This window comes from Halomonas stenophila (genome assembly GCF_014192275.1).
GTDB lineage: Bacteria > Pseudomonadota > Gammaproteobacteria > Pseudomonadales > Halomonadaceae > Halomonas > Halomonas stenophila.
Genome location: NZ_JACHXR010000019.1, coordinates 1 through 25,719, shown reverse-complemented (window position 1 = coordinate 25,719; position 25,719 = coordinate 1). Strand labels below are relative to the sequence as shown.

Here is a 25,719-nt window from a genome sequence, read left to right as displayed (position 1 = left end):
CGGCGAGAGCTCTTGGTTACTCTGGCGCCCCATCTCTCCGGAGGTTCCATGGCCGGCCGACTCTATATCCCCCCGCTCGACCTCGACCGCCTGCTGCCGGGCCTGGCGGTGGACGAGACGCCGATCACCGGGGCGAACCTGGCGCCGCGTCGAGCGCTGTCGCTGATCCGCCTCGAGGCCGGGCGCCTGCGCCTGGCCCGTGCCTTCTGGGGGCTCACGCCGCCCTGGCTCAAGGTGCTCGACCATGCGCCCCACTGCGCCCGAGCCGAGTCCCTGGAATCCCGCGCCATGTTCCGCGAGGCCTTCGCGGCCCGACGCTGCCTGGTACCCGCCGGCGGCGTCTATGTCTGGAAGGCGCAGCCCCGGGCCAAGCAACCCTTCCTGGTCACCCGGACCGACCGCGGCCCGCTGCTGCTGGCCGGGCTCTGGTGCCGCTTTCATACCAGCCTGACCGAGCACGCGGACTCCCTGGCCCTGATCACGGTGCCCACCAACGACCTGCTGGCGCCCCTCACCGACCGCCTGCCGGCGGTGATCGCGGCGGACGATGCCGGGCGCTGGCTCGCCCCGGACACGCCCGCCGAGGAGCGGCGCGCCCTGCTGACCCCGGCTCCCGGGGAACTGTTGGGCGCCTTTCCGGTATCAAGACGAGTGAATGATCCCGGCAACCAGGATGCCGCCTGCGCCCACCCCATCGGCCCCATGCTGCGCCTGACATCCGAACAGGAGAGACGATGACCCGACCACTGTGCATTCCCCTGGCCGCCTCGCTGGCCCTCGTCCCAGTGCTGCTGCCGGGGCTCGCCGCCGCCCAGCCGGAGACGGACAGCGTCGAGGCCGTGATCATGCCGCGCGTCAGCCCGGCGGACGAGCGTGACTACCGCGTGCTGAGCCTCGAGAACGGCCTCACCGTCCTGCTGGTCAGCGACCCCGAGGCCGACAAGGCCGCCGCCTCGCTGAACGTGGATGTCGGCAGCGCCCAGGACCCGGAGGACCTGCCCGGCCTGGCGCACTACCTCGAGCACATGCTGTTCCTGGGGACCGAGACCTACCCGGCGGCCGATGCCTACCAGGGGTTCCTGTCCCGCCATGGCGGCCAGCACAACGCCTTCACCGCCCCCCGCGACACCAACTACTTCTTCTCGGTGGAGCCCGACGCCCTGGCCGGTGCCCTGGACCGCTTCAGCCGCTTCTTCGTCGACCCGCTGTTCAACGCCGACCGGCTCGAGAGCGAGCGCCAGGTGGTCCACTCGGAGTACATGGCCCGCAAGCGCGACGAGGCCCGCCGCCACAATGACGTCCTCGACCGACTGCTCAACCCGGCCCACCCCACCACCGGCTTCTCGGTGGGCAGCCGCGACACCCTGGCCGAACGTCCCGCGGGCGATCCCGACCTGCGCGAGCGGGTGATCGACTTCTACCGCTCCCACTACGGCGCCAATGTCATGCACCTGGCCGTGGTCGCCCCCCAGCCCCTGGACGAACTGACTGCCCTGGTCAGCGAGCGCTTCGCCGACGTCCCCGACCGCGGGTTGTCCCGCCCGGAGATCGCCACGCCCCTGGTGACCCCCGAGCAGTTGCCCGCCGCCGCCGAGCTGCGCTCGCTGCGCGACAGTCGCCAGTTGACCTTCTACTTCCCGGTGCCGGATCCCCAGACGGCCTATCGTCACAAGCCGGCCAGCTATCTCGCCAACCTGCTGGGTCACGAGGGCGACGGCAGCCTGCTGGACGTGCTGCGCGAGGCCGGCTGGGCCGACGGCCTCTCCGCCGGGGTGACCCACGGCGACGGCCGCCAGGCGCTGTTCCGCATCGACATCAGCCTGACGCCGGCCGGGGCCGAGCACATCCCCCGCATCCAGGCGACGCTGTTCGACGCCATCGCGGCCATCCGCCGCGACGGCGTCGAGGCCTGGCGCTACGACGAGCAGGCCCGGCTCGCCGAACAGGAGTTCCGCTTCCAGCAACATGGCGCGCCGCTGCAGGATGCCATGGGCCTGTCGATGAACCTGGCCTACTATCCCCTCGAGGACGTCAACTACGCGCCCTACCGCATGGACGCCTTCGACGAGGCGCGGATCGAGACCTGGCTCTCGGCCCTGCGGCCGGACAACATGCTGCGCCTGTATGCGGGCCCCGAGGTGGAAGGCGAGCGCACCTCGCCCTGGTTCGACACCCCCTGGACACCGCTCGCTCCCCGCCGCGACACGACGGCCGAGCCGCTGGCCGGGCTGCAGTTGCCCGCCCCCAACCCCTATATCGCCGAGGACCTGACGCTGCTGGCCGGCCAGGACGACACCCCGGTGCAACGGATCGACGCGCCCGAGTTCGCCTTCTGGCACATGCACGATGCCAGCTTCGACACGCCCCGGGTGGAGTGGCGCTTCAGCCTGCAGCATCCCGCCTCGGGCCGCGATGCCCGCCAGGCCGCCATGGCGTGGCTGCTGGCCGGCTGGCTCCAGGACAGCCTCAACGGGGCGCTGTATCCGGCACGCCTAGCCGGACACGGCTTCGAGGCCTACGCCCATGCCCGCGGCATCACCCTGTCGTTCTCCGGGTGGCGTGACCGCCAGGATCGCCTGATCGGGCGCGTGCTCGAGCAGCTCACCGAGGGCGAGATCGCCGCCGACAGCGTGGCGCGGGTCCGCCACCGGCTGCAGCGCGAGTGGCGCAACGCCCCCCAGGAATCCCTCTACCGCCAGGCCGACCGCACCCTGGCCGAGACACTGATCCGCCCCCAGTGGCCCACCGAGGCCCTGCTGGCGGCCCTCGAGGACGTCGATGCCCGGGCGCTGCGCGACTATCGCGAGGCCTTCCTCGGCGACCTGCACCTGGAGGCCATGGCGGTGGGCAACCTCGGCCGCGAGGCGGCGACCCGGCAGGCACGCCGGGTCGCCGAGGCCCTGGCCCCACAGCTGGCGGAGAGCGCCATTCCCGACCTGACCCCGCTGCAGGCCAGTCGCGACCTCCCCGAGCTGACACCGGACACCGCCCGGGACGAATCCCTGGTGATGCGCTACCTGCAGGGCCCGGACCGCTCGCTGGACAGCCAGGCCCGGCTGGCGGTGCTGGGCCGCCTGCTCGAGACGCCCTTCTACCAGCAGCTGCGTACCGAGCAGCAGCTGGGCTATGTGGTCAACGCCGGCTATCGGCCGCTGCTCGACGCCCCCGGCATCGGCCTGCTGGTGCAGTCCCCGGACACCGACAGCACCACCATCCAGTCCCGCATCGACGCCTTCCTGGAGGCCTTCGGCGCACGCCTCGAGGAGCTGGACGAGGCGGCCCTGGCCCCCTACCGCCAGGCGGTACACGATGACCTGCTGCGCCGCGACACCGGCCTGCCCGAGCGCACCAACCGGCTGTGGCGAGCGCTGGCCATGGACGACACCACCTTCGACGAGCGCCAGCGACTCGCCGAGCGGGTACTGGCCGTGACCCCGGCGGCCCTGCGCGACGCCTGGCCAGGCCTGCTCAACGACGCCGTGGTCCATATCACCCATGACCCCGGCGATCCCCCCAGCGACATCATGGCGCTCAAGGACGACCTCCCTCCCCTGCCCCCCGGTGACGGCAGCGGCGACTGATACGCCCCGATGCAAGCGCCCGGCCAATGGGCCGGGCGCTTGGGGATCTCGGCTGCCGTGAGGCGAGGCCTAGCCGAAGGCCTGGGCCGGCATGATCGCCTCCACGTGCATCACCAGTTCCTCGAGGATCTGGCGCTGCCGGTCCCCCAGCGACTGCTGGTTGAGCCGCTCGATCTCCCGGGCGAAATCCTTGAGGGCGAAGCCGGCGATGGTCGGGTCGTTCATGCGCTCCCAGCGGAAGGCCTCCCAGCGGGCCTGCTCCTCGCCGGTCAGGGTGTCGGGATAGCTGCGGGCCCGGTAGCGAAACACCATCTCCTCGAGGCGTGGATCCTGGAAGGCGAAGCTGGCGCCCACCAGGTCCCAAGGATCGCTGTCGCGGACCCGCTGCATCTGCTGGCGATCGGACGGCGAGAAGAAGCCGCCGGAGTAGAGCATCAGGTCGGGGTCCCGGGGCGGCTCGGGAGGCGGCGAGGCGAAGGCCTCACTGACCCGGGCGACGACCTCGGGATGCTGCGCCAGCACCTTCCAGTGGCGCCGGCAGGTCGCCACGTCGAGGCGCAGCCGCTCGACGAGCTCGCCATACTCGCCCCGATGCGGCCCCTCGGTGTCCTTGAGGGCGTTCGCCGGCAGGATCACCGGGCACTTGTTGATATGGATGACCTTCAGCGGGATGCGCGTCTCGCCCTCGGCGAGGTCGTCGTTGCTGACGAAGACCCGCTCGCGGATCTGCTCGGGCGCGAGGCTCAGCAGGGGCTCGGGGTCCACCGAGAGGTCGTAGACGATGACCCCGTTGGGGTTGGTGGGGTGCTCGGCCAGCGGCATCACCAGAGCGCTGCAGCCGCGACTCGCCGGGTAGCGCCGGGAGATGTGCAGCACCGGCTTGCGCCCCGGCACGTCGAGCTGCCTGGCCACCTGGCGCTTGCCGCGCATGCCCAGCAGATAGTCGAACAGCTTGGCGTTGCTGTCGCGCAGGCGTTTCGCCAGGGCGATGGTGGCCCGCACGTCGGCCAGGGCGTCGTGGGCCCCGGCATGCTCGATGCCGTTGGCGGCGGTCAGGTCCTCGAGCCGGAAGCTGGGCGAGCCGTCCTCGCGCCTCGGCCACTCGATGCCCTCGGGGCGCAACGCATGGAAGGCCCGCACCACGTCGATCAGGTCCCAGCGGGAGTTGCCGTTCTGCCACTCCCGGGCATAGGGATCGATGAGGTTGCGGTAGAAGAGGTGGCGGCTGACCTCGTCATCGAAGCGCAGGCTGTTGTAGCCCAGGGCACAGGTGCCGGGCTCGCTCATCGCGGCCTCGACCCGGCCGGCGAACTCGGCCTCGGGCAGGCCGCGCCGCCGGGCCTGCTGGGGGGTGATGCCGGTGATCAGGCAGGCCTGCGGATGCGGCAGGTAATCGTCGGCGGGCCTGCAGAACAGCTCGAGAGGCTCGCCGATCTCGTTGAAATCGGCATCGGTGCGGATGGCCGCGAACTGGGAGGGACGGTCCCGACGCGGGTCGGCGCCGAACGTCTCGTAGTCGTGCCACAGGAAGGTCAGCGGGGCGGCTTTCTGCTGCGCCATGGGCGAGGCTCTCCGAGCAGGCGATGGGACAAGGCGCCCAGCCTAGCACAGGCCCGCCCGCGACTCAGCCGCCCTCCCCGGCCCTCGGCAGGGTGACGTTCAGCTCCAGCACCGAGCAGTTGTCCTCGCTGTCCAGGCTGATGTTGATGGCATCGTCATCGACCTGGACATAGCGCCTGATCACTTCCAGCAGTTCACGCTCGAGCATCGGCATGTAGTCCGGTTGCCCACGCTGGCTGCGCTGGTGGGCGACGATGATCTGCAGCCGCTCCTTGGCGACGGAGGCAGACTTCTTGCGCTCGCGCTTCAGGAAATCGAGTAGCTTCACCGGCGGACTCCTCCGAACATTCGGCTCAACAGGCTCTTCTTCTGGAACTCGTGGAACCGCAGGGGCACCTCCTCGCCCAGCAGCCGGGACACGGTATCGGCATAGGCCTGGCCGGCATCGCTGCTGTCGTCATGGGTCACCGGTACCCCCTGGTTGGAGGCCCGCAGTACCGCCTCGGACTCCGGGATCAGGCCGACCAGATCGATGGCCAGGATCTCGCGGATGTCCTCGAGGTTGAGCATATCGCCCAGATCCACGCGATTCGGGTTGTAGCGGGTGATCAGCAGGTGCTCCTTGATCGGGTCATCGCCTCGCTCGCCACGCCGGGTCTTGGACGACAGCAGGCCGAGGATGCGGTCGGAGTCACGCACCGAGGAGACCTCGGGGTTGGTCACCACGATCGCCTCGTCGGCGAAGTACATGGCCAGCTGGGCGCCGCGCTCGATGCCCGCCGGCGAGTCGCAGATGATGTAGTCGAAGTCCTTGTTGAGGGTGTTGAGCACGGTCTCGACCCCTTCCAGGGTCAGCGCATCCTTGTCCCGGGTCTGGGAGGCCGGAAGGATGTGCAGGTTGTCCACGCGCTTGTCGCGGATCAGCGCCTGGTTGAGGCCGGCCTCGCCCTGGATGACGTTGACCAGGTCATAGACCACGCGTCGCTCGCAGCCCATGATCAGGTCGAGGTTGCGCAGCCCGACATCGAAATCGATAACCACGGTCTTCTGGCCGCGCAGCGCCAGGCCCGTCGCGATGGCGGCAGCACTGGTTGTCTTACCGACCCCACCCTTGCCGGAGGTCACAACAATGATCTTGGCCAAGTGTCGCATCCTGTCTGTCATGGTGATGGAAAGGCGGCGGGCCATGGCCACTCCGCCGAATCGTCGTTGTTCGTCGCACTGTCAGTCCAGCGACATGATGCTCAGCTGGTCGTCACTCAGGCGCACCTGCACGGTCGTGCCGAGCAGTCGCGGGTCGATGTCCTCGAGACGCTTGTAGTTGCCGGCGACCGACAGCAGTTCGGCGCGCAGCTCGCGGCAGAAGATGGCCGCCTGGGGATCGCCGTGGATGCCCGCCAGGGCGCGTCCGCGCAGGGCGCCATAGACATGCACGCTGCCGCCGGCCAGCACCTCGGCGCCGGCATTGACGGCCCCCACCACCACCAGGTCGCCCTCGGGGGCGGTGATCTGCTGGCCGGAGCGTACCGTGCCGCGGAAGATGCGCCCGCCGGCGGCAACGGCCGGCGGCGCCAGCGCTTCCGCTGGCTCCTCCCCGGCCGGGGAGGAGCCGGCGTCGCCGGCCGGCACGCTCTCGAGCGCACGGGGGCGCGCCGCCTCCTGGGGAGGGAACCAGCCGAGCCCCAGGGCCCAGGCCGACTGCTTGACCGGGTCGGGACCACCGCGCACCGCTACCGGCAACAGCTTGTGGGCCCGGCAGACCGCGCAGATCCGCTCGAGCGCCAGGTGCGGCTCGTCGAGGCGTTCGACGCTGAGGACCACCGGGGTGTGCTGGAAGAAAGCGGGGGACTGACTGAGCTTGCCGGCGAGTTGTTCGCGTATGCGCTCGGGATCGGCGCTCGTCAACTCCATGACCGTCATCGGCAGCATGCCGCCCTTGAAGGTGAATGCCATGCCGTCCCTGTCCACTTTGAGACTCATTGCCGAACTCCACGTCGGGTGATGGTCGGGGTGCTCCACCAAAGCTAAGCGAGTGCCCCGGACCCTGCAACTGATGATAAGCCCAGCACCGCCCCCTTGTCAGTGTCTCGTCTCGGCAACACCCCGTTGCATCGCCCTTTTCTGCCAGATCGCCGCATGCTTAGATAAGCCCATGACCCGGCGTCTTCCACGCCGACCGTCCATCTCGTTCGCCGGCGCGCCAGCGACACCTGCCGCGCCCCTCTCAGGAAGCTCCATGTCAGGATTCCTTCGCCGACTCTTCGCCCCTCGCTGGCAGCACCCCGATCCCGATGTGCGGCGCCAGGCCATCGCGCGGCTCGACCCCGCCCAGGATGGCCAGCGCCAGCAGCTCGAGCGCCTCGTGCGGGATCCCGATGCCGGCGTCCGTCGGGCCGCCCTGGCCGGCCTGACCGACCCGGAACGCCTGCTGACCCTGCGCCGTCGGGGTGATGACTCTCACGAACTCCGCGAACGCCTGATCACCCTGCTGTGTGGCCGCGAGACCTCGCTCGACCTGCCACACCGCATCGCCCTGACCGAGGACCTCGACGACTCCGAGCTGCTCGAGCGGGTGGCCCTGGAGGGCGATAACCAGCAGCTGCGCCTGGCCGCCCTGGCGCGCCTGGACGGCGAGGAGGCGCTGATCCGCCAGGCCTGCGAGAATGGCATCGCCGCCGTGCGCCACGCCGCCGCGGCCCGAGTCGAGAGCGAGCAGGGACTGACGCGCTTGACCCAGGAGGCCCGCCGCGACCGCCAGGTGGTTCGCCAGGCCCGGGAGCGCCTGAACCGCCTGCGCGCCGATGCCGCCTCGCTGGTCGAGGCCCGGGCCCGTCGCGAGGCCCTGCTGGCGTCTCTCGAGGCCCATGCCAGGGCCGCCTGGGAGCCGCTCTATGCCGGCCGCTTCCGCCACCTGATGCGCGAATGGGCCCGTCTCGACGACCTGCCGGATGGCGCGCAGGAACGGCGCTACCAGGATGCCTGCCAGCGCTGCCGCAAGGTGATCAGCGACCATGAGGCCCATGAACAGGCCCAGGACGAGGCCGAACGCCATCGCGAGCAGGCCGACCGTTCCCGCGAGGCCCTGGTCGAGGCCCTCGAGGAAAGCCTGCAGGCCCTGCGACACGGCGAGCGCCTGGCCGACCAGGATATCGCCAGCCTGCGCTCCCAGAAGCACCTGCTCGCCAGCCGCTGGCAGGCGCTGTCCGACCAGCACCTGGCCGATGACGAACTGCGCCGCCGCTATGACGCGGCCCTGGCCGGCTACGATCATATCGTCAAGGCCCGGGTGCGCCTGGACGAGCGCGCCGGTGCCATCGAGCAGGCCCTGCAGGAGGGCGATGACGAGCGCCTGGCCAGCCTGGTCGAGGCCTGCGGCTGGCCCCCGGACCTGCCGCCCTCGCCCCTGCTGCAGCGCGCCCACGAGCGTCTTCATGCCGCGGACACCCCGCGCGACCTGGACGTCGAGACCCGCCTGACCCGCTTCGCCGAGGAACTCGACGAGCTGGAGCGACTGCTCGAGAGCGGGGCCTTCAAGGGGGCCAGTCGGCTGCACCAGCGCTTGCGTCACCAGGCGGAAGCACTGCCGGCCGACCGCCTCGGCACGCTGCGGGGCCGCCTCAAGCGGCTCGGCGCCCGACTGGCGGAGCTGCGCGACTGGCGCGGCTTCGTTGCCGGCCCCAAGCGCGATCAGCTATGCGATGCCATCGCCGCCCTGGCCGACGACGACAGCCTCGGCGACGCTGAGCTGGACCGCCGGCACCGCCGACTGGTGAAGGAGTGGAAGGACCTCGGCGACGCGGCCGCCAACCGCGAACAATCCGCGGCCTTCCGGGCGGCCTCGGACCGGATCCACGAACGCCTGGCCGACTGGCGGGACCGGCGCCAGGCCGCGCGCCAGCAGAACCTGGCCGCCCGGGAGGCCCTCTGCGAGCAGCTGGAGACACTGCTCGCCCAGCCGGCCGAGCAGGCCGACCCGGACGCCCTGCGCGAGATTCGCGACCGCGCCCGCCAGCAGTGGCGGCGCCACTCGCCGGTACCCCGGGACGCCGCGGAGGCCATCGGCCGACGCTTCGGCCGCATTCGCCATGCCCTGCAGGCGCTGATCGAGCAACGGGCCCACGAGATCGCCGAGGCCAAGCGCGCCCTGATCGAGGAGGCACGCGCCCTGCGCGACCGCGACCAGGCGCCCGCCCGGCAGGCGGAAGCGGCCAAGGCCCTGCAGCATCGCTGGCGGGCCCTCGGTCGCGCCCCCAAGGGCGAGGAGCAGGCCCTGTGGCGGGAGTTTCGTCACCTCTGCGACGAGATCTTCGCGCGCCGGGACGCCGCCCGTAGCGACCAGACACAACGCGCCAGGTCGCGACTGGACGCCATGCAGCAGCTGATCGACCGCCTGGATGCCTGGCATCCCGCCAACAGCGGCGAGGCCACCGACCTGGAGGCGGCCATCCAGGAGGCCGCCGCCCTGGAGCCGCTGCCGGCCGGCCGGCGCAGTGAGGGCATGCGTCGCCGCTGGTCGGGCATCGTCCGAGCACGACGCGAACGGCTGGCACGCCTGGCCCTGGCCGAGGAGGTCCATCGCTGGCGCCGGGTGCGACCGCTGCTGGAGGCCCACCTGGCGGCGGATGCCGCCTGCCTGGCCGGCGGTGCCCCCGACGAGGTGCCCGGTACCGAAGCCGACGCCCTGCCGGACGACCTGCGGCGGGCCCATGCCCAGCGCAACGCGGCCCGCCAGACGCCGCCGGCGCCGGAAGACGTCGAGGAATGCCTGGCCCGCCTGCGGGTTCACCTCTCGCTGCTGGCCGGCGACCCGGTCAACCGGCAGGACGATCCCCTGCGCCTGGCCATCCAGGTGGAACGGCTCAACGAGAACCTGGGACGGGAGCCGTCCCGAGCCGAGGAGCTTCGCGGCGTGCTGGCCGACCTGCTGGCCACCGGCCCGATCTCCCCGGCCCTCTGGGAACGCGAGGTCGGCGATCTGGACCGCACCCTGGAGAGCCTCACGCAGCTGCCACCGCCCTGACGCCCCGGAGGCCCTTCCAACGCAAAGCGCGAGGCCATGGCCTCGCGCTTTGCGTATCGAGTGAGCGACGTCGGGGGCGGTTCAGCCCATGAACTGGCCACCATTGATGTCGATGTTGGCCCCGGTGATGAAGCCGGATTCCTTGTCGGCCAGGAAGGTCACCAGCCGGCCGATCTCCTCGGGGGTGCCGTAGCGCTTGACCGGGATGGCCTCGCGAATCGCCTCGCGGACCTTCTCCGGGATCTTCATGATCATGTCGGTGGCGATGTACCCCGGTGAGACGGTGTTGACGGTGATGCCCTTGGTGGCCGTCTCCTGCGCCAGGGACATGGTCAGGCCATGCATGCCCGCCTTGGCCGCCGCATAGTTCACCTGGCCGAACTGGCCCTTGCGCCCGTTGATGGACGAGATGTTGATGATGCGCCCGTAACCCTGCTCGAGCATGTCCTCGATGACGCTGCGACAGGTGTTGAACACGCTATTGAGGTTGGTGTCGATGACCTCGCTCCACTGATCCGAGGTCATCTTCTTCAGGGTCCCGTCACGGGTGATCCCCGCACAGTTGACCAGCACGCTGATCGGTCCGTAGGTGTCGTGGATCTCCTTGGCCCCCGCCATGCAGGCCTCGTAGTCGGAAAGGTCGGCCCCGGACAGGGCGATGTTGTCGTATCCATCGGCTTGCTGGGTCTCGAGCCAGGCCTTGGCCTTCTCGGGATTGTGGTAGCCCGCGACCACCTGGTAACCGGCATCGGCCAGCGCACGGCAGATGGCCGTTCCGATGCCACCGGTTCCACCAGTCACCCAGGCGACGGAAGATGATGTTGTCATTGACGAACTCCCTGATGATTCACGATATCCACTTCTTGTTGGACGCGGTGTCCAGCCGCTCGGCAACGTCATTGTCGCCAGGGAAGGTGTCACTTTTTTGACACCTCCCAATGCTCGAGTATGGACCAGGGCCCCGGGGGAATACGAGCCCCGAAAACTCGCTATTGACGCGGGACAGAATCCCTGTAGAATACGTCTCACGTTGATGCGGGGTGGAGCAGTCTGGTAGCTCGTCGGGCTCATAACCCGAAGGTCATCGGTTCAAATCCGGTCCCCGCTACCAAATACCGAAAAAGGCCAGAATCGAAAGATTCTGGGCTTTTTCTTGCCTATGGTAGACCTTCTGGTAGCTCGTCGGGCTCGGCTCTCTACAGCCCCTGGAAGGTCATCGGCCCGAATCCGGTCCCCGCTACCAAATACCGAAAAAGGCCAGAATCGAAAGATTCTGGCCTTTTTCTTGCCTACGGTAGACCTTCTGCTAGCTCGACGGGCTCGGCTCTCTACAGCCCCAGGAAGGTCATCGGCCCGAATCCGGTCCCCGCTACCAAATACCGAGAAAGGCCAGGACCGAGAGGTTCTGGCCTTTTTCTTGCCTACGGTAGACCTTCTGGTAGCTCGTCGGGCTCGGCTCTCTACAGCCCCTGGAAGGCCATCGACCCGAATCCGGTCCCCGCTACCAAATACCGAGAAAGGCCAGGAACCGAGAGGTTCTGGCCTTTTTCATGCCCGGGATGTCAACGCCGAGCCGCTCGTCACGTCACTCGCCGCCTGCCCTGGGTGCCTCGGCCATGCCCAGCCGACCGGTGCCGGGGAGCTTGAGCGCCGGGCGGCGCAGGTCGACCCCGAGCGAGGACCCCAGCAGCATCACGAGCAGCAGCCCGACGCCGGTCACCCACCGCCGGAGTCGCCTCATCGTCGCCCACCCCCTTGAATCTCGCCGCGATCACCCGCATCTGAGTTACAAATTCACCATCATTTCAAGGCCAGCCCATCATGCCGATCGTCGACCCCCGCACCGGGGAGCCGCTCACCGCCGATAGCGGCCCCGAGCCATCGTCCAGCACCGCCGAAAGCCAGCAGGGCGCCGAGCTGATCATCGATGTCGACCGCAGCAACATCCAGCAGTTGCTCGAGACCTCCATGCAGGTGCCGGTGCTCCTCGACTGCTGGGCCCCCTGGTGCGAGCCGTGCAAGAACCTGATGCCGGTACTCGAGAAGCTCGCCCGGGAGTACAACGGTGCCTTCATCCTGGCCAAGCTCAACATCGACGATAACCAGGATATCGCCGGGCAGCTCGGCGTGCGCTCGGTCCCGGACGTCAAGCTGATCAGCCAGGGCGGCCTGGTCGACCAGTTCCAGGGCGCCCTGCCCGAGAAGGAGATCCGCGAGTGGCTGGGGCGCTACTTCCAGGCCCCGGCCGAGGCTCAACTGAGTCCCGAGGAGCAGGCCGCCGCCGCCCTCGAGGCCGGCGATACCACCACCGCCCGGCAGATCTACGAGGAACTGGTCCAGCAGTGGCCGGAGCATGCCCCCTACCAGGTGGCGCTCGCCCGGACCCTGGTCGCCGCCGGCGAGCCTCAGCAGGCACGGGCCCTGCTCGACGCCCTGCCGCCGGAGGAGCGGGACTCGGCGCCGGCCCGCGGCGTGCGCGCCAGCATCGAGTTCGGTGAGGAGGCGCCCTCCGCCGAGGAGCTCGCCGCCCTCGAGGGCCGCGACGACAGCGAGGCCCGCTACCAGCGGGCGCTGTGCCAGGTCGCCGACGGCCAGTACGAGGCCGGCCTGGAGGCCCTGCTGGCGCTGATGAAGAGCGACCGTGCCTACGGTGACGACGCCGCCCGCAAGACCCTGTTGCGAGCCTTCGATGCGCTCGGCTCTGACCACCCGCTGACCGTTGCCTACCGTCGCAAGCTCTTCGCCCAGCTCTACTGACGTCCGCTCGGCCGCTCCCTCGGGGCGGCCGGGTCGTGTCAGGCGCCGAGCACACCCTCCAGACGATCGAGGGCCGCCTCGAGCTGCCGGGCGGTGGTGCCGAAGTTGAGCCGCACGAACCCCGGCCAGCCGAAGGCGACGCCATCGGACAATGCCACCCCGGCCCACTCCAGCAAGGCCTGCTGGGGCGACTTGCCAGTATCCTGCAGGGCCGGCGCCTCGCGCAGGTCCAGCCAGGCCAGGTAGGTGGAGGCCGGCGAGGCCATCACCACCCCGGGCCAGCGCGCCACCCGCTCGACCAGCCGCCGGCGATTGTCGCGCAGCGTCTCGAGCAGGGCCCGCCGCCAGGGGTCGCCATGGCGATAGGCGGCCTCGGCGGCCACCAGGCCAAGCACGTTACCGTCCGGCTGCAGCCCCCTGGTCCGGGCGGCGAAGCGGCGACGCAGGCCGGCATCGGGGATCACCGCGCAGGCCGCGGTCAGGCCGGCGAGGTTGAAGGTCTTGGAGGGCGCCCAGAGCGTCAGGATCCGCTCGGCGAGGGCCGGATAGGCCGCCGCCAGGGGGCGGTGGCGGGCGCCGTCGTCGAGCAGCAGGTCGCAGTGCAGCTCATCCGAGGCGACGATCAGATCATGGCGCTCGACCAGCGCCGCCAGGCCGTCCAGTTCCTCGGTGGTCCAGACCCGGCCGGTCGGATTGTGGGGCTGGCACCACAGCAGCAGCCGCGTCTCGGGCGTGATGGCCGCCTCCAGCGCCGCCAGGTCCAGCGTCCAGTCGCCGTCGGGGCCGTCGGGGGGACGCAGGGCGACCTGCTGCGGCAGGCGCCCGGTATGCTCGGCCACCTTGAGGAAGGGAGGGTAGATGGGGGTCACCGTCAATACGCCCTCGCCCGGCTCGGTCAAGGCCAGGCTGGCGAGGTGCAGGGCCGGGACCACCCCCGGCAGCCACAGCTGCCAGTCCGGCTCGATCTCCCAGCCATAGTGCTCGGCGCTCCAGGCACAGAGGGCCTGCCTGAGGCTGTCCGGCACCAGCCCATAGCCGAAGACGCCGTGCGCGACCCGGGCATGCAGCGCCTCGATCACCGCCGGGGGCGAGCGGAAGTCCATGTCGGCCACCCAGAGCGGCAAGACGTCCTCGCCGTAGCGATGCCACTTCTGGGACGGCCAGTCGGATGGCTCTTCCCCCACGGACGGGTGGCGGCGCTCGACGGGCGTGGCAAAATCGAATTCCATATACAGTCCTGCTTCCAAGGGGCCAGACCAATGCCTGAGACCATGCCGCAAAGCGGCTTCTATGCCAAGGTACGCCGCGGCCTGCCCGCCGTCATCGCCCGCTGGCTGACACTCGGCCAGGGCGATGCGGATCGCCTGGCGCTGATCCTGGCCGAGACCGCCCGGGTCGCCAAGCTGGGGGCGCCGGAGGCCACACCCAGCGGCGCCACCCTCTCCGCCTGGAGCCGGGCAGACACCGGCGAGGAGATCCCCCTCTGGGCCGGCCGCACGGCGGTCTTCCTGCTCGTCCAGATGCCCGCCCGGCCGGTGCCGGCCGACGACGACGAGGCCTGCGCCTGGGCCTATTGCTGGCTGCGCAACCGAGCCGATGAGGATTACGGGAGCGCCGCGGGCGCCCTGCCGGAGCACCTGCGGGAGCCGCTGGCCGCCGCCCTCAAGGCGGCCTGGACGGACCGCCAGGGACTGCGGCTGGTCTGAGATATCCCGGCCGCCGCCTAGCGGCGGCGACTCGGCCGCTTGGGGCGGAAACCCGGAGGCTTGGTGGACAGCCATTCGACGAAGGCCCGAATCTCCGGGTGGCGCATCAGCGCCTCACGGCTGCGATAATGCTCGGCCAACTCGCGCTCGCCGAGCACCCCATGGATGTGCTTGTGACAGGCATGGCAGACCCACAGGATGGACGTGAGCCGCTCGACGCGATCGAACCGGCGGCGATAGCGCGCCTTGCCATGCAGCGCGCGGGGAATCAGGTGGTGGCGCGTGAGGGGCGCCGCCCGTCCGCACAGTTCGCAGGCCTCGGGGCGCGGCGGGGGCGAAAGGTCGTGACCGGCCATGGGCACCTCGCTGGCAGGCTGTCACTCTAGGATAAAGGAGACTCGATGGACGTTCCGCTCAGCTGGCAACTGGCCAAGCTTCTGGTGTCGATCGGCGTGGTGCTGGGCCTGTCGGTGGTCGCCGAGCGCCTCAGCACCCGCATGGCGGGGCTGCTCTCGGGCTATCCCCTGGGCACCGCCATCGCGCTGTTCTTCATCGGCCTGGAGCTCTCGCCGGGCTTCGCCGCCGAGAGTGCGGTGCACACCCTGGCGGGGTTCTCCGCCACCCTGGCGCTGGGCGGCGGCTACCTGCTCTGCGCCCGCCGCGACGGCCTGCGGGGGGTGCTGATGGGCACCGTCGGCGGCCTGGCCGCCTGGCTGGTGGTCAGCCTGCTGCTGACCCGCATCGAGTTCACTCGAGTCAGCGGCACCCTGACCACCCTGGTGGCGATCCTCGTCTTCATTCGCCTCTACCGCCGCGTGCCGGATATCGCCGCCCAGCCCAAGGGCGGCTTCAGCTGGCCGGCACTGGGGCTGCGCGCCGGGCTGGCCGCCGCCATCATCTTCCTGATCACCGGCCTCGCCCATGTGGTGCCGACGGCCTGGGCCGGGGTCATGGCCGCCTTCCCGGTGACCATGTACCCCTTCCTGGTGATCCTCCATCTGACCCATGGCGCCGCCCCGGTGGCCACGGTGATCAAGCACTATCCGGCCGGCCTCGGCTCGCTGCTGTGCTATGCCCTGAGTGTCTCCCTCACCTACGACAGCTTGGGCCTGGTGACGGGCACCCTGACCGGCTTCGCCGCCGCCACCGCCTGGCTGCTGGCCTGGACGCGCGGTCAAGCCTGGTGGCAGGCCCGCCGCGCCGCCACGACTTGACCGAGCGCTTGCTCGGGGTAATGCTGGGACACTTGGCCAGCCGATCACCGCCCACGAGGAGCCCGCATGTTCGTCCGCACCATCGAGCCCGCCTTCTACGACACCGATGCCCTGGGCCATATCAACAATACCCGCCTGCCGGCCTGGTTCGAGTTGGCCCGCAACGACCTCTTCCGGCTGTTCACGCCGGACCTCGACCCGCGCCGGTGGCGGCTGATCATGGCACGCATGGAAATCGACTACCGGGCGGAGCTCTACTATGGCCACAACATCGAGATCCGCACCTACCTCTCGCGACTCGGCACCAGTTCCTTCACCGTGACCCAGGAGGCCCGCCAGAACGGCGTACTCGCCAACCTGGGGCACACGGTGCTGGTACAGTTCGACCATGACACCAAGCGTGCCGTGCCCATCGAGGGCGAGCTGCGCCGGGCACTGGAGGCGCACCTGCAGGAGCCGGAGGCCCTCGACGCATGACACCGGCCGTGAAGGTGCTGGAACGGGCCGGTGTGGCCTTCGCCCTGGCCAGCTACGAGCATGACCCGCGCCGTCCGGCCTACGGCGAGGAGGCGGCCGAGGCCCTGGGACTGTCGCCCTGGGAGGTCTTCAAGACCCTGCTGGCCCGGCTCGACGATGGCCGGCTGGCGATGGCCATCGTGCCGGTGGCAAGCCAGCTCGACCTCAAGGCCCTGGCACGGGCCGCCGGCACCCGCAAGGCGGTGATGGCCGACACCGCGGAAGCCGAACGGGCCACGGGCTATGTGGTGGGCGGCATCAGCCCCCTGGGCCAGAAGAAGCGCCTGGCCGCCTTCGTCGACGACAGCGCCGAGCCACTCGCCGCCATCCATGTCAGCGGCGGCCGGCGGGGACTGGAGATCCGCCTCGCCCCCCGGGACCTGGCCCGGCTGCTCGATGCCTGCTTCGCGCCCCTGGCCCGGCGCTGACCGGCACGCCGAGCCGAACGGCACGGGGTGCGGTCTCATGCATACCGCCTCGGCATCGCCGAGCCCGTCCACCCGAGGGAGCCGCCGATGGGCATCCGCTACGATCTCTGGCTCGACCCCGATGATGTCGCCCGCCACCGCGCCGTCGAGGCCGACCTGGAACGCTTCTTCATGGAGCGTTTCGCCGACTTTCCGCACATCCGCTTGTTCGGGGAAGACCCTTACGATTATGATGCGCCGTTCAATCGCCTCTATGACGTGCTGATGGCGCGGGCCGGCGAGTACTGCGAACGGCAGTGGGGCTACGTGCCCACCCCCGAGCAACTCAACCGGACCTTCTTTCGTGCCGTGGGCCGTTCGAACAAGTTCATACGAGACCCCGACGATGGTGATCCGTCCCGACACGATGCCTGACGAGCGCCAACTGAGCGTCATTGCCGAGCAGCTCGGCCGTGCGCCCCGCGGCATCGAGGCCCTGGCCGCCACCGATGGCGAGGGCACGCCGCTGGTGCTGCGCATGGCGCCCATCGTCGACGGCAAGCCCTTCCCGACCCTCTACTGGCTCAGTTCCGAGTCCCTGAAGGTCGAGCTGTCGCGCATCGAGGCCGCCGGCGTCATCAAGGCCCTCGAGACCCGCCTCCGGGACGACGCCGAGTTCCTGGCCGCCTACCACCGCAGCCATGCCGACTACGTGGACGCCCGCTGGCGGCACATGAGCGCGACGCAGCGGGCCGAGGTCGAGCGCCTGGGCTATGGCGACGTGCTGCGCGAACGCGGCATCGGCGGCATCGCCAACTGGGACCAGGTACGCTGCCTGCACACCCAGTACGCCCACCACCTGTGCGGCGACAATGTCATCGGCCGCTGGCTCGACGCCGAGTACGGCGTGATCGACGGCCTGCCCTGAGCCGGCGTCTCGACGCTTTCCCCTCCCCCGACAACACACCCAAGGAGTCCCCGATGTACCTCGATACCCATGTAATCGCCAGTCTCGCCCTGATCGCCAGTCTGGTCGGCATCAGCGTCGGCGGCATCGCCTTGCTGCGCCAGGCCATGAAGCGCGACGCCGCCCGCGCGCGCTGAACGCTCCGCTCCGGCCATCACAGCGAAGGGCGCCCTGCGGCGCCTTTTTTCGTTGCGCCGGCGCTTTGCCGGGAGCGGCTCCCCACCGCTAGGATAAGAGACCCATCAAGGAGGACACCATGGCGACTATGTGCGTCTATCTGGGCTCGCGGGAAGGCCGCGACCCGCGCTTCCTCGAGGCCGCCCGGGCGCTGGGCGTGGCCCTGGCCCGGCGCGGCCATGCCCTGGTCTACGGTGGTGCCCGGGTGGGCATGATGGGGGCGCTGGCCGACAGCGCCCTGGCCGCCGGCGGCCAGGTCACCGGGGTGATGCCCGACCACCTGGTCGAGCGCGAGCAGGCCCACCACGGGCTGACCCGGCTGATCCGGGTGCGCAACATGCACGAGCGCAAGGCCAGCATGGCCGCCCACAGCGATGCCTTCATCGCCCTGCCCGGCGGTATCGGCACCCTCGAGGAGCTCTTCGAGGCCTGGACCTGGCAGTACCTGGGGCTCCACGACAAGCCCATCGGGGTGCTCGACACCGACGGCTTCTACTCGCCCCTGCTGACCTTCCTCGACTCCACCGTCGACCACGGCTTCCTCGACGCCCGCACCCGGACCCGCCTGCTCGCGGCGAGCGAGCCGGATGGCCTGTTGGCGGTCATGGAGGCCCGCCTCGCCGATGATCACTGACTCCCCGGAGCCCTGCCATGCATGCCATTCACCATGACCAGGACCGCCTCGTCTGGGACGAGGCGGAGGCCCCCGCCGGACCCGGCCACCGGGAGGTGCGCCTTCAGGTGGCCTGGGCCGGCGTCAACCGCGCCGACCTGATGCAGCGCGCGGGCCAGTACCCACCCCCGCCCGGTGCCTCGACGACCCTCGGCCTGGAAGTCAGCGGCACCGTGGTGGCGGTGGGCGAGGGCGTCACCGGGCTCGCGGTCGGCCAACCGGTCTGCGCCCTGCTGGCGGGCGGTGGCTACGCCGAGGAGGTGGTCGTCGACGCCCGACAGGTGCTGCCGGTCCCGGCGGGCCTCGGGCTGCGCGAGGCCGCCGCCCTGCCCGAGGTGTTCGCCACGGCCTGGCTCAATCTGTTCATGGAAGGCGCCTTGGCGCCGGGGGAACGCGTCCTGCTGCATGCCGGGGCGAGTGGCGTCGGCACCGCCGCCCTCCAGCTGTGCCGCGCCTTCGCCCACCCCTGCTTCGTCACCGTGGGCAGCGAGGCCAAGCTCGCCGCCTGTCGCGAGCTGGGGGCGGACGCCGGCTGGAACCGCCACGATGGCAGCTTCGTGGACGCGGTGAAGGCCTGGGGCGGCGCCGAGATGATCCTCGACCCGGTGGGCGCGAGCTATCTCGCCGACAACCAGCAGGTGCTCAATGCCGATGGCCGGCTGGTGGTGATCGGCCTGATGGGCGGACGCCGGGCGGAGCTGGACCTGGGGCGACTGTTGATGAAGCGCCAGCGAGTGATCGGCTCCACCCTGCGTGCCCGGCCCCCGGCGGCCAAGGGCGAGATCCTCGCGGCCCTGCGGGACCATGTCTGGCCACGCCTGGCCAGCGGCGAGCTGGCGCCCCTGGTGGACTGGACCTGGCCCATCGCCGAGGCCGAGGCGGCCCATGACCATGTCCGGCGCGATGCCAACATCGGCAAGGTGCTGCTGGAGGTGGGCGGCGAGGCCTAGCCGGTCGCGTCGTCCGCCAGGGTGCGCTGATAGGTGAGCTGCAACAGCAGGGCATCCTCGCCGGCGCGATGCCGGTGGATGCCCTGTTCGCGGATGATCGCTTCCTTGGTGGCACTCCAGCGCGCGAGCTGGACCTCACTGAGCAGTCGCCGCAGGGCCTCGAGGCGGAACGCCGGGAGCATGCCGGCATGGTGGAAGAGCAGTGACAGCCAGGTGTTGTCGTACCCCCAGCTGTCGCTGTAGGCGATGCCGATCTCGCCGAGCTCGTCATTGAGCCAGCGAGCCACCTGACGCACGGGGTAGCCTTCCCGCTGCAGGCGCCCGCGGGAGATGCCATGCAGCAGCTCGGCCTTGGGGTCCCAGTGGGTCCATTCGGCGAGGGGCTGAACGAGGAAGGCACAGGAACTGCCATCGGACCGGGCCAGGCCGACCTCGATGGGGTAGCTGCCGCGCCCGAATCCGGACGCTTCGATATCCAGCAGTGTCGGTAGCGTCACGGGCTGGGGAGTCCTTGGTGATGAAAGCCACCGGCTTCGACAGGGTGACTGCTTTCACCGCCTCGTCATGAGGCGAGCCATCATCCTAGTGTCGCGTTCCGGCTTCGCTCGTGTCCAGTGACTCGTCAAGCCCGATGAAGCGATCGGCCAGGGTCTGCCAATGCGCCTGGCGCTCGACGTCGACCGGCAGGCCGAGCTCACCGTCACGGTAGGCGCGAGCCAGCCGTGCGGCGGCCAGGGCATGCCCCGCCTCGCCGGCCCGGGCGTACCAGGTCACCGCATGGTCATCGCGGCGCGGATACAGGGCGCAACCGTACTCGTAGATCTGGCCGGCCTGGTACTGCGCCCGGGTGTCGCCGCCCTGGGCGGCCTCGAGCACATAGCGGGCCCCCCGCGCCTTGTCCTGAGGCGTAATGCCGCGATGGAAGAGCATATGCCCGTACACCGACAGCGCCGCCGGATGGCCGGCATCGGCACAGCGCTGGAAGAGGTGCATGGTCAGTCGCTGGGTACGCGGCGAGCGCGGCAGCCAGCGCGTATGGAACAGCTGCTGTGCCAGACGGTACTCGAGCCGAGTGAACAGTGATGATGCCTGCTGCATGGCAAACAACCTTGCGTCCAGTGGTCCGAAAAATGACGTCGAGCACCACCCTGTGTCCGGCGCCGCTTCCTAGGATGACAGCCGCCCTGCGGACTCTACCGGGGCAACGGGTGGGCAAGCATACGCCCGCCCCGGCGGGGACTCAACCCCCGGGCCGTTTACGGGGCCTGGCCCCCTCGCTACCATGCGGAGCGAAACGCCCCCCAACCTCACGAGGAGTGACGGATGCAGACGCGGCCCCTGGGCACGACCGGTATCGACGTCAGCCGACTGTGCCTCGGCACCATGACCTTCGGCGAGCAGAACACCGAGGCCGAGGCCCATGAGCAGCTCGACCGTGCCGTGGCCTTCGGCATCAACTTTATCGACACCGCCGAGATGTATCCGGTGCCGTCCAAGGCGGAGACCCAGGGGCGCACCGAGGCCTATATCGGCAGCTGGCTCAAGGCACGCGGCTCCCGGGATGACGTCATCATCGCCACCAAGGCCAGCGGGCCCGGCCTCGAGCACGTCCGTGGCGGCCCCCGGCTGACCCGCGAGCACCTCCACCAGGCCATCGACGACAGCCTGGCACGCCTGCAGACCGACTACGTCGACCTCTATCAGCTCCACTGGCCCGACCGCCGCACCAATTTCTTCGGCCAGCTCGGTTACCAGCACGACGACGAGGAGGACGCCACCGACCTGGAGGAGAGCCTCTCGGCGCTCCAGGAGCTGGTCCAGGCCGGCAAGGTCCGCGCCGTGGGCCTGTCCAACGAGACCCCCTGGGGTGTGATGCGCTCCCTCCAGTTGGCCGAGACCCTGGGACTGCCGCGGGTCGCCTCGGTGCAGAACCCCTACAGCCTGCTCAACCGCACCTTCGAGGTGGGCCTGGCCGAGATCGCCCACCGCGAGAGCCTCGGCCTGCTGGCGTACTCGCCGCTGGCCTTCGGCAAGCTGTCCGGCAAGTACCTCGACGGGGCGCGACCGGCGAACGCCCGCCTGACGCTCTTCGAACGCTTCCAGCGCTACAACACGCCGCTGGCCGACGAGGCCACCCGGGCCTATGTGGATCTCGCCCGGGAGCACGGCCTCGACCCGGCGCAGATGGCCCTGGCCTTCGTCAACTCGCGCCGCTTCCTGACCAGCAACATCATCGGCGCCACGACCATGGAGCAGCTCGAGAGCGACCTGGCCAGCGAGTCCCTGCGCCTCGAGGACGACGTGATTGACGCCATCGAGGCCATCCACCAGCGCTACCCCAACCCCTGCCCCTGACGCGGCGGGCCCGGGGCTATGAGGGCGATAGCCCCGGGCCCGTCGCCGACTTGGTATACTGCCCCGAACTTCCCCCAGGTACAGGAGCGCCCCATGCTCAGCGTGATCTCGCCCGCCAAGACGCTGGACTTCGAGACCCCGGCCACGACCGCCCGCCATACCCAGCCGGACTTCCTCACTCGCAGTCGCGAGCTGATCGGCATCCTGCGCGACCTCTCGCCCCAGCAGATCAGCGACCTGATGGGGGTGAGCGACAAGATCGCCGGACTCAACGCGGCGCGTTTCGCCGAGTGGCAGACGCCCTTCACGCCGGACAACGCCAAGCCGGCGGCCCAGGCCTTCCAGGGCGATGTCTATGTGGGGCTCGAGGCCGATCGCTTCGATGACGACGACAACGCCTTCGCCCAGGATCACCTGCGCATCCTCTCCGGCCTCTACGGCCTGCTGCGGCCCCTGGACCTGATCCAGCCCTATCGCCTCGAGATGGGCACCAAGCTGGCCAACCCGGCCGGCAAGGACCTCTACGCCTACTGGAAGGCAGAGCTGACCGCGGCCCTCGACCAGGCGGTGGCCGCCAGCGGCAGCCCGGTGCTGGTCAACCTGGCCTCCAACGAGTACTTCAAGGCCATCGATACGAAACGGCTGAAGGCCCGGGTCATCACGCCGGTGTTCAAGGACGAGAAGAACGGTCAGTACAAGATCATCAGCTTCTACGCCAAGAAGGCCCGGGGACTGATGGCCGCCTGGATGATCCGCCAGCGCCTGGACGATGCCGAGGCGCTCAAGGACTTCGACGTGGCCGGCTACCGCTTCAACGCCGCCCTCTCCGAGGGCGATACCCTGGTGTTCTGCCGCGCCGAGCGTGACCGCTGAGCCACTAGAAGAAGCGCAGGGGGCGCGCCGAGCGCTCCTTGAGGAAACGCCGGTGGACGTCCTTGAAGGCGGCATCGTCACAGCGCTCCAGCCACTCATAGGCGACCATGTCGGCGCTGACCACCAGGGCGCCGGCCTGGGCCATCCGGCGCCGGGCCAGCACCGCTTCCTCCCGGCGCCGGCTCACCGCCGCCTCCGCCAGCCAGGCCACCTCGTAGCCGGCCTCGAGCAGGGCCAGGCCGGTCTGCAGCACGCAGATATGCGCCTCGGCACCGCACAGCACGACCTGGTGACGCCCGCTCTCGACCAGCGCCCGGGCGAACTCCGTCTCGGCGTGGGCACTGAAATGCACCTTCTCCCAGCGCCGGTGCTCGCCCAGCGCGTCCAGAAGGCCGGGCGCGGTACCGCCCAGCCCGGCCGGATACTGCTCGGTGAGCCACACCGGCACGTCCAGGGCCTCGGCCACGCCTCCCAACCAGCCCGCCTCGCTGACCGCCTGGTCGCCGCCGTCGATCACCGGCAACAGCCCGGCCTGCAGATCGACGATCAGCAACAGGCTCGCCTCCCGTTTCAGGCGCATGGCATTCCTCCACGATGAGTTGAATAGACAGTGCCCGGCTTCAGCTTAGCCGCTAGAATGGTCGCTTCGAAAGCCCGATGGCTGCCCGCAGCCTCCAGATGGAGATCCCTCGATGCGTCACCTTCTCATCATGCTCGTCGTCGGCGTCCTGGGCTTCGGCCTGGCCGTCGACCATGCCGACGCTCGCCGCCTGGGAGGCGGCAAGAGCGTCGGCAGCTACTCTCGCTCTGCGGACTCCGGCACCGCCACGACCCCTCGCGCCACCGGCACCACGGCCGGCCAGCGCAAGCCCTCGAGCGGCCTGTCGCGCTTCGCCGGCCCCTTCGCCGGGATGCTGGCCGGCGGCCTGCTGGCATCGCTGTTCTTCGGTGGCGCCTTCGACGAGTTGCGTCTGTTCGACATCCTGCTGATCGGTGGCGCGATCTTCCTGCTGGTGCGTCTGTTTGCGCGACGCCGCCCGTCCCTGGCCGGCGGACCGGCCGCCTCCCCCCAGGCCGCCCCGCAGGGCCAGCCGCAGGCCTTCCAGGCCAGCGCCCCGGGCGGTGCCAATGGTCTCGCGGCGGAACCGGCCTGGTTCGACCGCGAACGCTTCCTGGGCGGTGCCAAGGAGCATTTCATGACCCTGCAGCGCGCCTGGGACAACAACGACTTCTCGCAGATCCAGGACTACGTCACGCCCGAGCTCTACAACCTGCTGCGCCAGGAGCGCGACCAACAGCCTGCCAACAACCACACCGAGATCGTGCGCCTGTTCGCCGAGCTGGGCAGCGTCCGGGAGGTGGGCGCCCAGGCCGAGGCCACCGTGCTCTTCCATGGCATCATCGACGAGAACGGCGAGCAGAACGCCTTCAACGAGACCTGGCACCTGGTGCGCGAGTTGCGCGACGGGGCGCCCTGGTACGTCCAGGGCATCGAGCAGAATCCCGGCGCCTGACCGGGCGCGAGCCCCCAGACGCGGAAGGCCGGGCAACATGCCCGGCCTTCCGCGTTCCTGAAGGGTACCGTTCAGTAGTTCGACTCGTCCTCTGCCTCCTCGACGTTCTCTCCCATTTCCTCGACGGACTCGCCTGCCTCATCCATGGCCTCGTCGACATTCTCGCCGGTTTCATCCATGGCCTCGTCGACATTCTCTCCGGCCTGCTCCGCCGGCGCCTCCTCTTCGCAGGCGGCAAGGCCCAGTGACATCATGCCGATGAGCAGTGACAGCGCGAACGTACGCAACAGTTGCAACTTCATGGTATCTCCTCCTGAGATGGCGGTATCCAGCGACTTTCTCCTCACAGGCTAGCCGTCATGGCGGCGCCTGACTACCGGGATCCGCGCGATTCCATATCTTCTTGTATGCATATACCGACACCCATCGGCGCTATTCGAGGACCCGGCGGGCATTCAACGGCTGCAGCGGCCGATTGTTGGCCTCGCCCAGCAGCCGGGACATGGCCTGCAACTGGGTCTCGCTGGCCGACAGGGGCGCCTTGGCCACCAGCCAGAGGACACCCTCCGAGCAGGGCGGCGTCGTCAGGGAGCCGTTCAGCCGGTAATAGTCCGCCGCATCCGGCAGCAAGGCATCGGCCTCGAGCCCCGCGTCGAGGGTCACCTGCTGCCCGGAGGTGGCGGGCGCCTGGCGCAGCAGCGTCTCCAGGGCCGGCTCGGCCTGGCCCTCCTCGAAGAGCAGCGCCAGGACGGCCAGGCGGCCGTCCCCGGCCTCGTGCACGAGGTGGGCCTCCATCGGGAAGGCCTGGCCGTTCAGGTGGTGCTCGCTGGGGGCGTGGAAGTGCAGCTGTCGCAGCCGATAGCGCTTCCCCTCGTACTCGATGGCATTGCCCGGCGGGAAGGTAACCTTCACCGTATGCCCATCGTGGCGCACCTGGTAGCCGGCATGGGGGTACTCGATGGAGGGGCCGCCTAACGATGTCTCCAGCGAGGTGGCGATATCGACCGGCGACTGGTTGTGGCCCGCCCCGCAGGCGGCATAGTCGGGGGACAGCTCGGCCCAGTGGCCCGGGCCTCGATCGGCAGTATAGGACCAGGACGCGCCGTCGCTGGCGACGGCGGGAATGGTGATCAGGGCGCTGACGAGCGCGACGGCGGAGACCGCCAGGTGACGACGGATCATGTCACTGAGACTCCTTTCTCTCGGGTGAAACGGCCGCTGCCCGGCCCCCTTGCCGGGCAGACGATCCCCCTTATACCCAACGGAACCTGAGATTGCCAATCGACACCGGTGGCGCCCTCTCCCCCTTTCCCCTGACGGAGGTCTCGCCACCCAGCCATGAAAAACCCCCGCTGTAAGCGAACGGCGAACACCTCTTGTCAGTGATCAGGCATTGTGCTGCCAGTGCTGAGGCAGGAGCTCGTGGAGCTGGCTGGCCTTGTGGGTCGG

Annotated in this window: 29 protein-coding genes and 1 tRNA gene; 17 read left to right on the top strand and 13 right to left on the bottom strand. The window is 69.7% G+C overall.

Annotated elements, in window-relative coordinates; all coding sequences use genetic code 11:
* The first annotated feature begins 48 nt into the window (after nt 1–48).
* Nucleotides 49–738: an SOS response-associated peptidase gene (locus FHR97_RS19345; protein ID WP_183385433.1), complete on the top strand. Its 690-nt coding sequence runs from the start codon at nt 49–51 to the stop codon at nt 736–738.
* Nucleotides 735–3,581, top strand: a complete 2,847-nt coding sequence (locus tag FHR97_RS19340) for an insulinase family protein (protein WP_183385432.1) — start codon at nt 735–737, stop codon at nt 3,579–3,581. The genes FHR97_RS19345 and FHR97_RS19340 overlap by 4 nt, the downstream gene beginning before the upstream one ends.
* Nucleotides 3,582–3,650: 69 nt before the next feature.
* Here the strand turns inward: FHR97_RS19340 and sbcB are convergent, their stop codons facing one another.
* From sbcB to minC, 4 genes are all read right to left on the bottom strand, one after another.
* Nucleotides 3,651–5,141, bottom strand: coding sequence for an exodeoxyribonuclease I (sbcB, locus tag FHR97_RS19335; RefSeq protein ID WP_183385431.1), 1,491 nt, complete (start codon nt 5,139–5,141; stop codon nt 3,651–3,653).
* Nucleotides 5,142–5,205: 64 nt separating this feature from the next.
* Nucleotides 5,206–5,469 carry a cell division topological specificity factor MinE gene (minE, locus tag FHR97_RS19330; protein WP_126483775.1) on the bottom strand — a complete coding sequence of 88 codons (264 nt, stop codon included), beginning with the start codon at nt 5,467–5,469 and terminating at the stop codon, nt 5,206–5,208.
* Nucleotides 5,466–6,284: a septum site-determining protein MinD gene (minD, locus tag FHR97_RS19325; RefSeq protein ID WP_183385430.1), complete on the bottom strand. Its 819-nt coding sequence runs from the start codon at nt 6,282–6,284 to the stop codon at nt 5,466–5,468. The genes minE and minD overlap by 4 nt, the downstream gene beginning before the upstream one ends.
* Nucleotides 6,285–6,365: 81 nt before the next feature.
* Complete coding sequence (gene minC, locus FHR97_RS19320) at nt 6,366–7,121, bottom strand: septum site-determining protein MinC (protein ID WP_183385429.1); 756 nt, start codon at nt 7,119–7,121, stop codon at nt 6,366–6,368.
* 256 nt (nt 7,122–7,377) lie between these two features.
* On the opposite strand from minC, the gene FHR97_RS19315 reads away from it, so the two are divergent.
* Nucleotides 7,378–10,161, top strand: a complete 2,784-nt coding sequence (locus tag FHR97_RS19315; protein ID WP_183385428.1) for a DUF349 domain-containing protein — start codon at nt 7,378–7,380, stop codon at nt 10,159–10,161.
* 81 nt (nt 10,162–10,242) lie between these two features.
* On the opposite strand, the gene phbB is transcribed toward FHR97_RS19315, so the two are convergent.
* Nucleotides 10,243–10,989, bottom strand: a complete 747-nt coding sequence (gene phbB, locus FHR97_RS19310) for an acetoacetyl-CoA reductase (RefSeq protein WP_183385427.1) — start codon at nt 10,987–10,989, stop codon at nt 10,243–10,245.
* Between the two features lie 206 nt (nt 10,990–11,195).
* Between phbB and FHR97_RS19305 the strand changes: the two genes are divergently transcribed.
* Nucleotides 11,196–11,272 (top strand) — tRNA-Met (locus FHR97_RS19305).
* A 474-nt stretch (nt 11,273–11,746) separates the two neighbouring features.
* On the opposite strand, the gene FHR97_RS19300 is transcribed toward FHR97_RS19305, so the two are convergent.
* Nucleotides 11,747–11,902, bottom strand: a complete 156-nt coding sequence (locus FHR97_RS19300) for a hypothetical protein (RefSeq protein ID WP_221187878.1) — start codon at nt 11,900–11,902, stop codon at nt 11,747–11,749.
* A gap of 80 nt (nt 11,903–11,982) precedes the next feature.
* On the opposite strand from FHR97_RS19300, the gene FHR97_RS19295 reads away from it, so the two are divergent.
* Nucleotides 11,983–12,918, top strand: a complete 936-nt coding sequence (locus tag FHR97_RS19295) for a thioredoxin family protein (protein ID WP_183385426.1) — start codon at nt 11,983–11,985, stop codon at nt 12,916–12,918.
* A 38-nt stretch (nt 12,919–12,956) separates the two neighbouring features.
* Here the strand turns inward: FHR97_RS19295 and FHR97_RS19290 are convergent, their stop codons facing one another.
* A complete protein-coding gene (locus tag FHR97_RS19290; protein ID WP_183385425.1) occupies nt 12,957–14,147 on the bottom strand; it encodes a MalY/PatB family protein in 1,191 nt (396 codons plus the stop codon).
* 42 nt (nt 14,148–14,189) lie between these two features.
* Between FHR97_RS19290 and FHR97_RS19285 the strand changes: the two genes are divergently transcribed.
* Nucleotides 14,190–14,624 (top strand): hypothetical protein, encoded by a 435-nt coding sequence (locus tag FHR97_RS19285; protein ID WP_183385444.1) that lies wholly within the window; start codon nt 14,190–14,192, stop codon nt 14,622–14,624.
* Nucleotides 14,625–14,641: 17 nt separating this feature from the next.
* Here the strand turns inward: FHR97_RS19285 and FHR97_RS19280 are convergent, their stop codons facing one another.
* Nucleotides 14,642–14,980, bottom strand: a complete 339-nt coding sequence (locus FHR97_RS19280; RefSeq protein ID WP_183385424.1) for a hypothetical protein — start codon at nt 14,978–14,980, stop codon at nt 14,642–14,644.
* A gap of 45 nt (nt 14,981–15,025) precedes the next feature.
* On the opposite strand from FHR97_RS19280, the gene FHR97_RS19275 reads away from it, so the two are divergent.
* From FHR97_RS19275 to FHR97_RS19245, 8 genes are all read left to right on the top strand, one after another.
* Entirely contained in the window at nt 15,026–15,838 is an 813-nt protein-coding gene (locus FHR97_RS19275; protein WP_183385423.1) for a hypothetical protein, read from the top strand.
* A 66-nt stretch (nt 15,839–15,904) separates the two neighbouring features.
* Nucleotides 15,905–16,315, top strand: a complete 411-nt coding sequence (locus FHR97_RS19270) for an acyl-CoA thioesterase (protein WP_183385422.1) — start codon at nt 15,905–15,907, stop codon at nt 16,313–16,315.
* The gene (gene ybaK, locus FHR97_RS19265; RefSeq protein ID WP_183385421.1) at nt 16,312–16,782 is read left to right on the top strand and encodes a Cys-tRNA(Pro) deacylase; all 471 of its coding nucleotides are present in this window, start codon (nt 16,312–16,314) and stop codon (nt 16,780–16,782) included. The genes FHR97_RS19270 and ybaK overlap by 4 nt, the downstream gene beginning before the upstream one ends.
* An 87-nt stretch (nt 16,783–16,869) precedes the next feature.
* A complete protein-coding gene (locus tag FHR97_RS19260; RefSeq protein ID WP_183385420.1) occupies nt 16,870–17,196 on the top strand; it encodes a hypothetical protein in 327 nt (108 codons plus the stop codon).
* On the top strand, nt 17,168–17,689 hold the full coding sequence (locus FHR97_RS19255; protein ID WP_183385419.1) for a DUF501 domain-containing protein: 522 nt from the start codon (nt 17,168–17,170) through the stop codon (nt 17,687–17,689). Before FHR97_RS19260 ends, FHR97_RS19255 begins: the two co-directional genes overlap by 29 nt.
* A 53-nt stretch (nt 17,690–17,742) precedes the next feature.
* A complete protein-coding gene (locus FHR97_RS20575) occupies nt 17,743–17,865 on the top strand; it encodes a hypothetical protein (RefSeq protein ID WP_281380511.1) in 123 nt (40 codons plus the stop codon).
* Between the two features lie 119 nt (nt 17,866–17,984).
* Complete coding sequence (locus FHR97_RS19250; protein WP_183385418.1) at nt 17,985–18,539, top strand: LOG family protein; 555 nt, start codon at nt 17,985–17,987, stop codon at nt 18,537–18,539.
* Between the two features lie 17 nt (nt 18,540–18,556).
* Entirely contained in the window at nt 18,557–19,528 is a 972-nt protein-coding gene (locus FHR97_RS19245) for an NAD(P)H-quinone oxidoreductase (protein ID WP_183385417.1), read from the top strand.
* Here FHR97_RS19245 and FHR97_RS19240 read toward each other — a convergent pair.
* Both FHR97_RS19240 and FHR97_RS19235 read right to left on the bottom strand, forming a co-directional pair.
* Entirely contained in the window at nt 19,525–20,025 is a 501-nt protein-coding gene (locus FHR97_RS19240; RefSeq protein WP_183385416.1) for a hypothetical protein, read from the bottom strand. The genes FHR97_RS19245 and FHR97_RS19240 overlap by 4 nt on opposite strands.
* Nucleotides 20,026–20,110: 85 nt before the next feature.
* The gene (locus FHR97_RS19235) at nt 20,111–20,626 is read right to left on the bottom strand and encodes a tetratricopeptide repeat protein (protein ID WP_183385415.1); all 516 of its coding nucleotides are present in this window, start codon (nt 20,624–20,626) and stop codon (nt 20,111–20,113) included.
* Nucleotides 20,627–20,851: 225 nt separating this feature from the next.
* On the opposite strand from FHR97_RS19235, the gene FHR97_RS19230 reads away from it, so the two are divergent.
* Complete coding sequence (locus FHR97_RS19230; RefSeq protein ID WP_183385414.1) at nt 20,852–21,883, top strand: NADP(H)-dependent aldo-keto reductase; 1,032 nt, start codon at nt 20,852–20,854, stop codon at nt 21,881–21,883.
* Nucleotides 21,884–21,976: 93 nt separating this feature from the next.
* The gene (yaaA, locus tag FHR97_RS19225; protein WP_183385413.1) at nt 21,977–22,756 is read left to right on the top strand and encodes a peroxide stress protein YaaA; all 780 of its coding nucleotides are present in this window, start codon (nt 21,977–21,979) and stop codon (nt 22,754–22,756) included.
* 4 nt (nt 22,757–22,760) lie between these two features.
* Here the strand turns inward: yaaA and FHR97_RS19220 are convergent, their stop codons facing one another.
* Nucleotides 22,761–23,336 carry an isochorismatase family protein gene (locus FHR97_RS19220; protein ID WP_183385412.1) on the bottom strand — a complete coding sequence of 192 codons (576 nt, stop codon included), beginning with the start codon at nt 23,334–23,336 and terminating at the stop codon, nt 22,761–22,763.
* Nucleotides 23,337–23,448: 112 nt separating this feature from the next.
* Here FHR97_RS19220 and FHR97_RS19215 point away from each other — a divergent pair, with 112 nt between their 5' ends.
* Nucleotides 23,449–24,270, top strand: coding sequence for a Tim44 domain-containing protein (locus tag FHR97_RS19215; RefSeq protein WP_183385411.1), 822 nt, complete (start codon nt 23,449–23,451; stop codon nt 24,268–24,270).
* 71 nt (nt 24,271–24,341) lie between these two features.
* Here FHR97_RS19215 and FHR97_RS19210 read toward each other — a convergent pair whose 3' ends face one another.
* Together FHR97_RS19210 and FHR97_RS19205 are read right to left on the bottom strand one after the other, a co-directional pair.
* Nucleotides 24,342–24,572 (bottom strand): hypothetical protein, encoded by a 231-nt coding sequence (locus FHR97_RS19210; protein ID WP_183385410.1) that lies wholly within the window; start codon nt 24,570–24,572, stop codon nt 24,342–24,344.
* Nucleotides 24,573–24,702: 130 nt separating this feature from the next.
* Nucleotides 24,703–25,452 (bottom strand): carbonic anhydrase, encoded by a 750-nt coding sequence (locus FHR97_RS19205; protein WP_183385409.1) that lies wholly within the window; start codon nt 25,450–25,452, stop codon nt 24,703–24,705.
* Nucleotides 25,453–25,719: the final 267 nt, after the last annotated feature.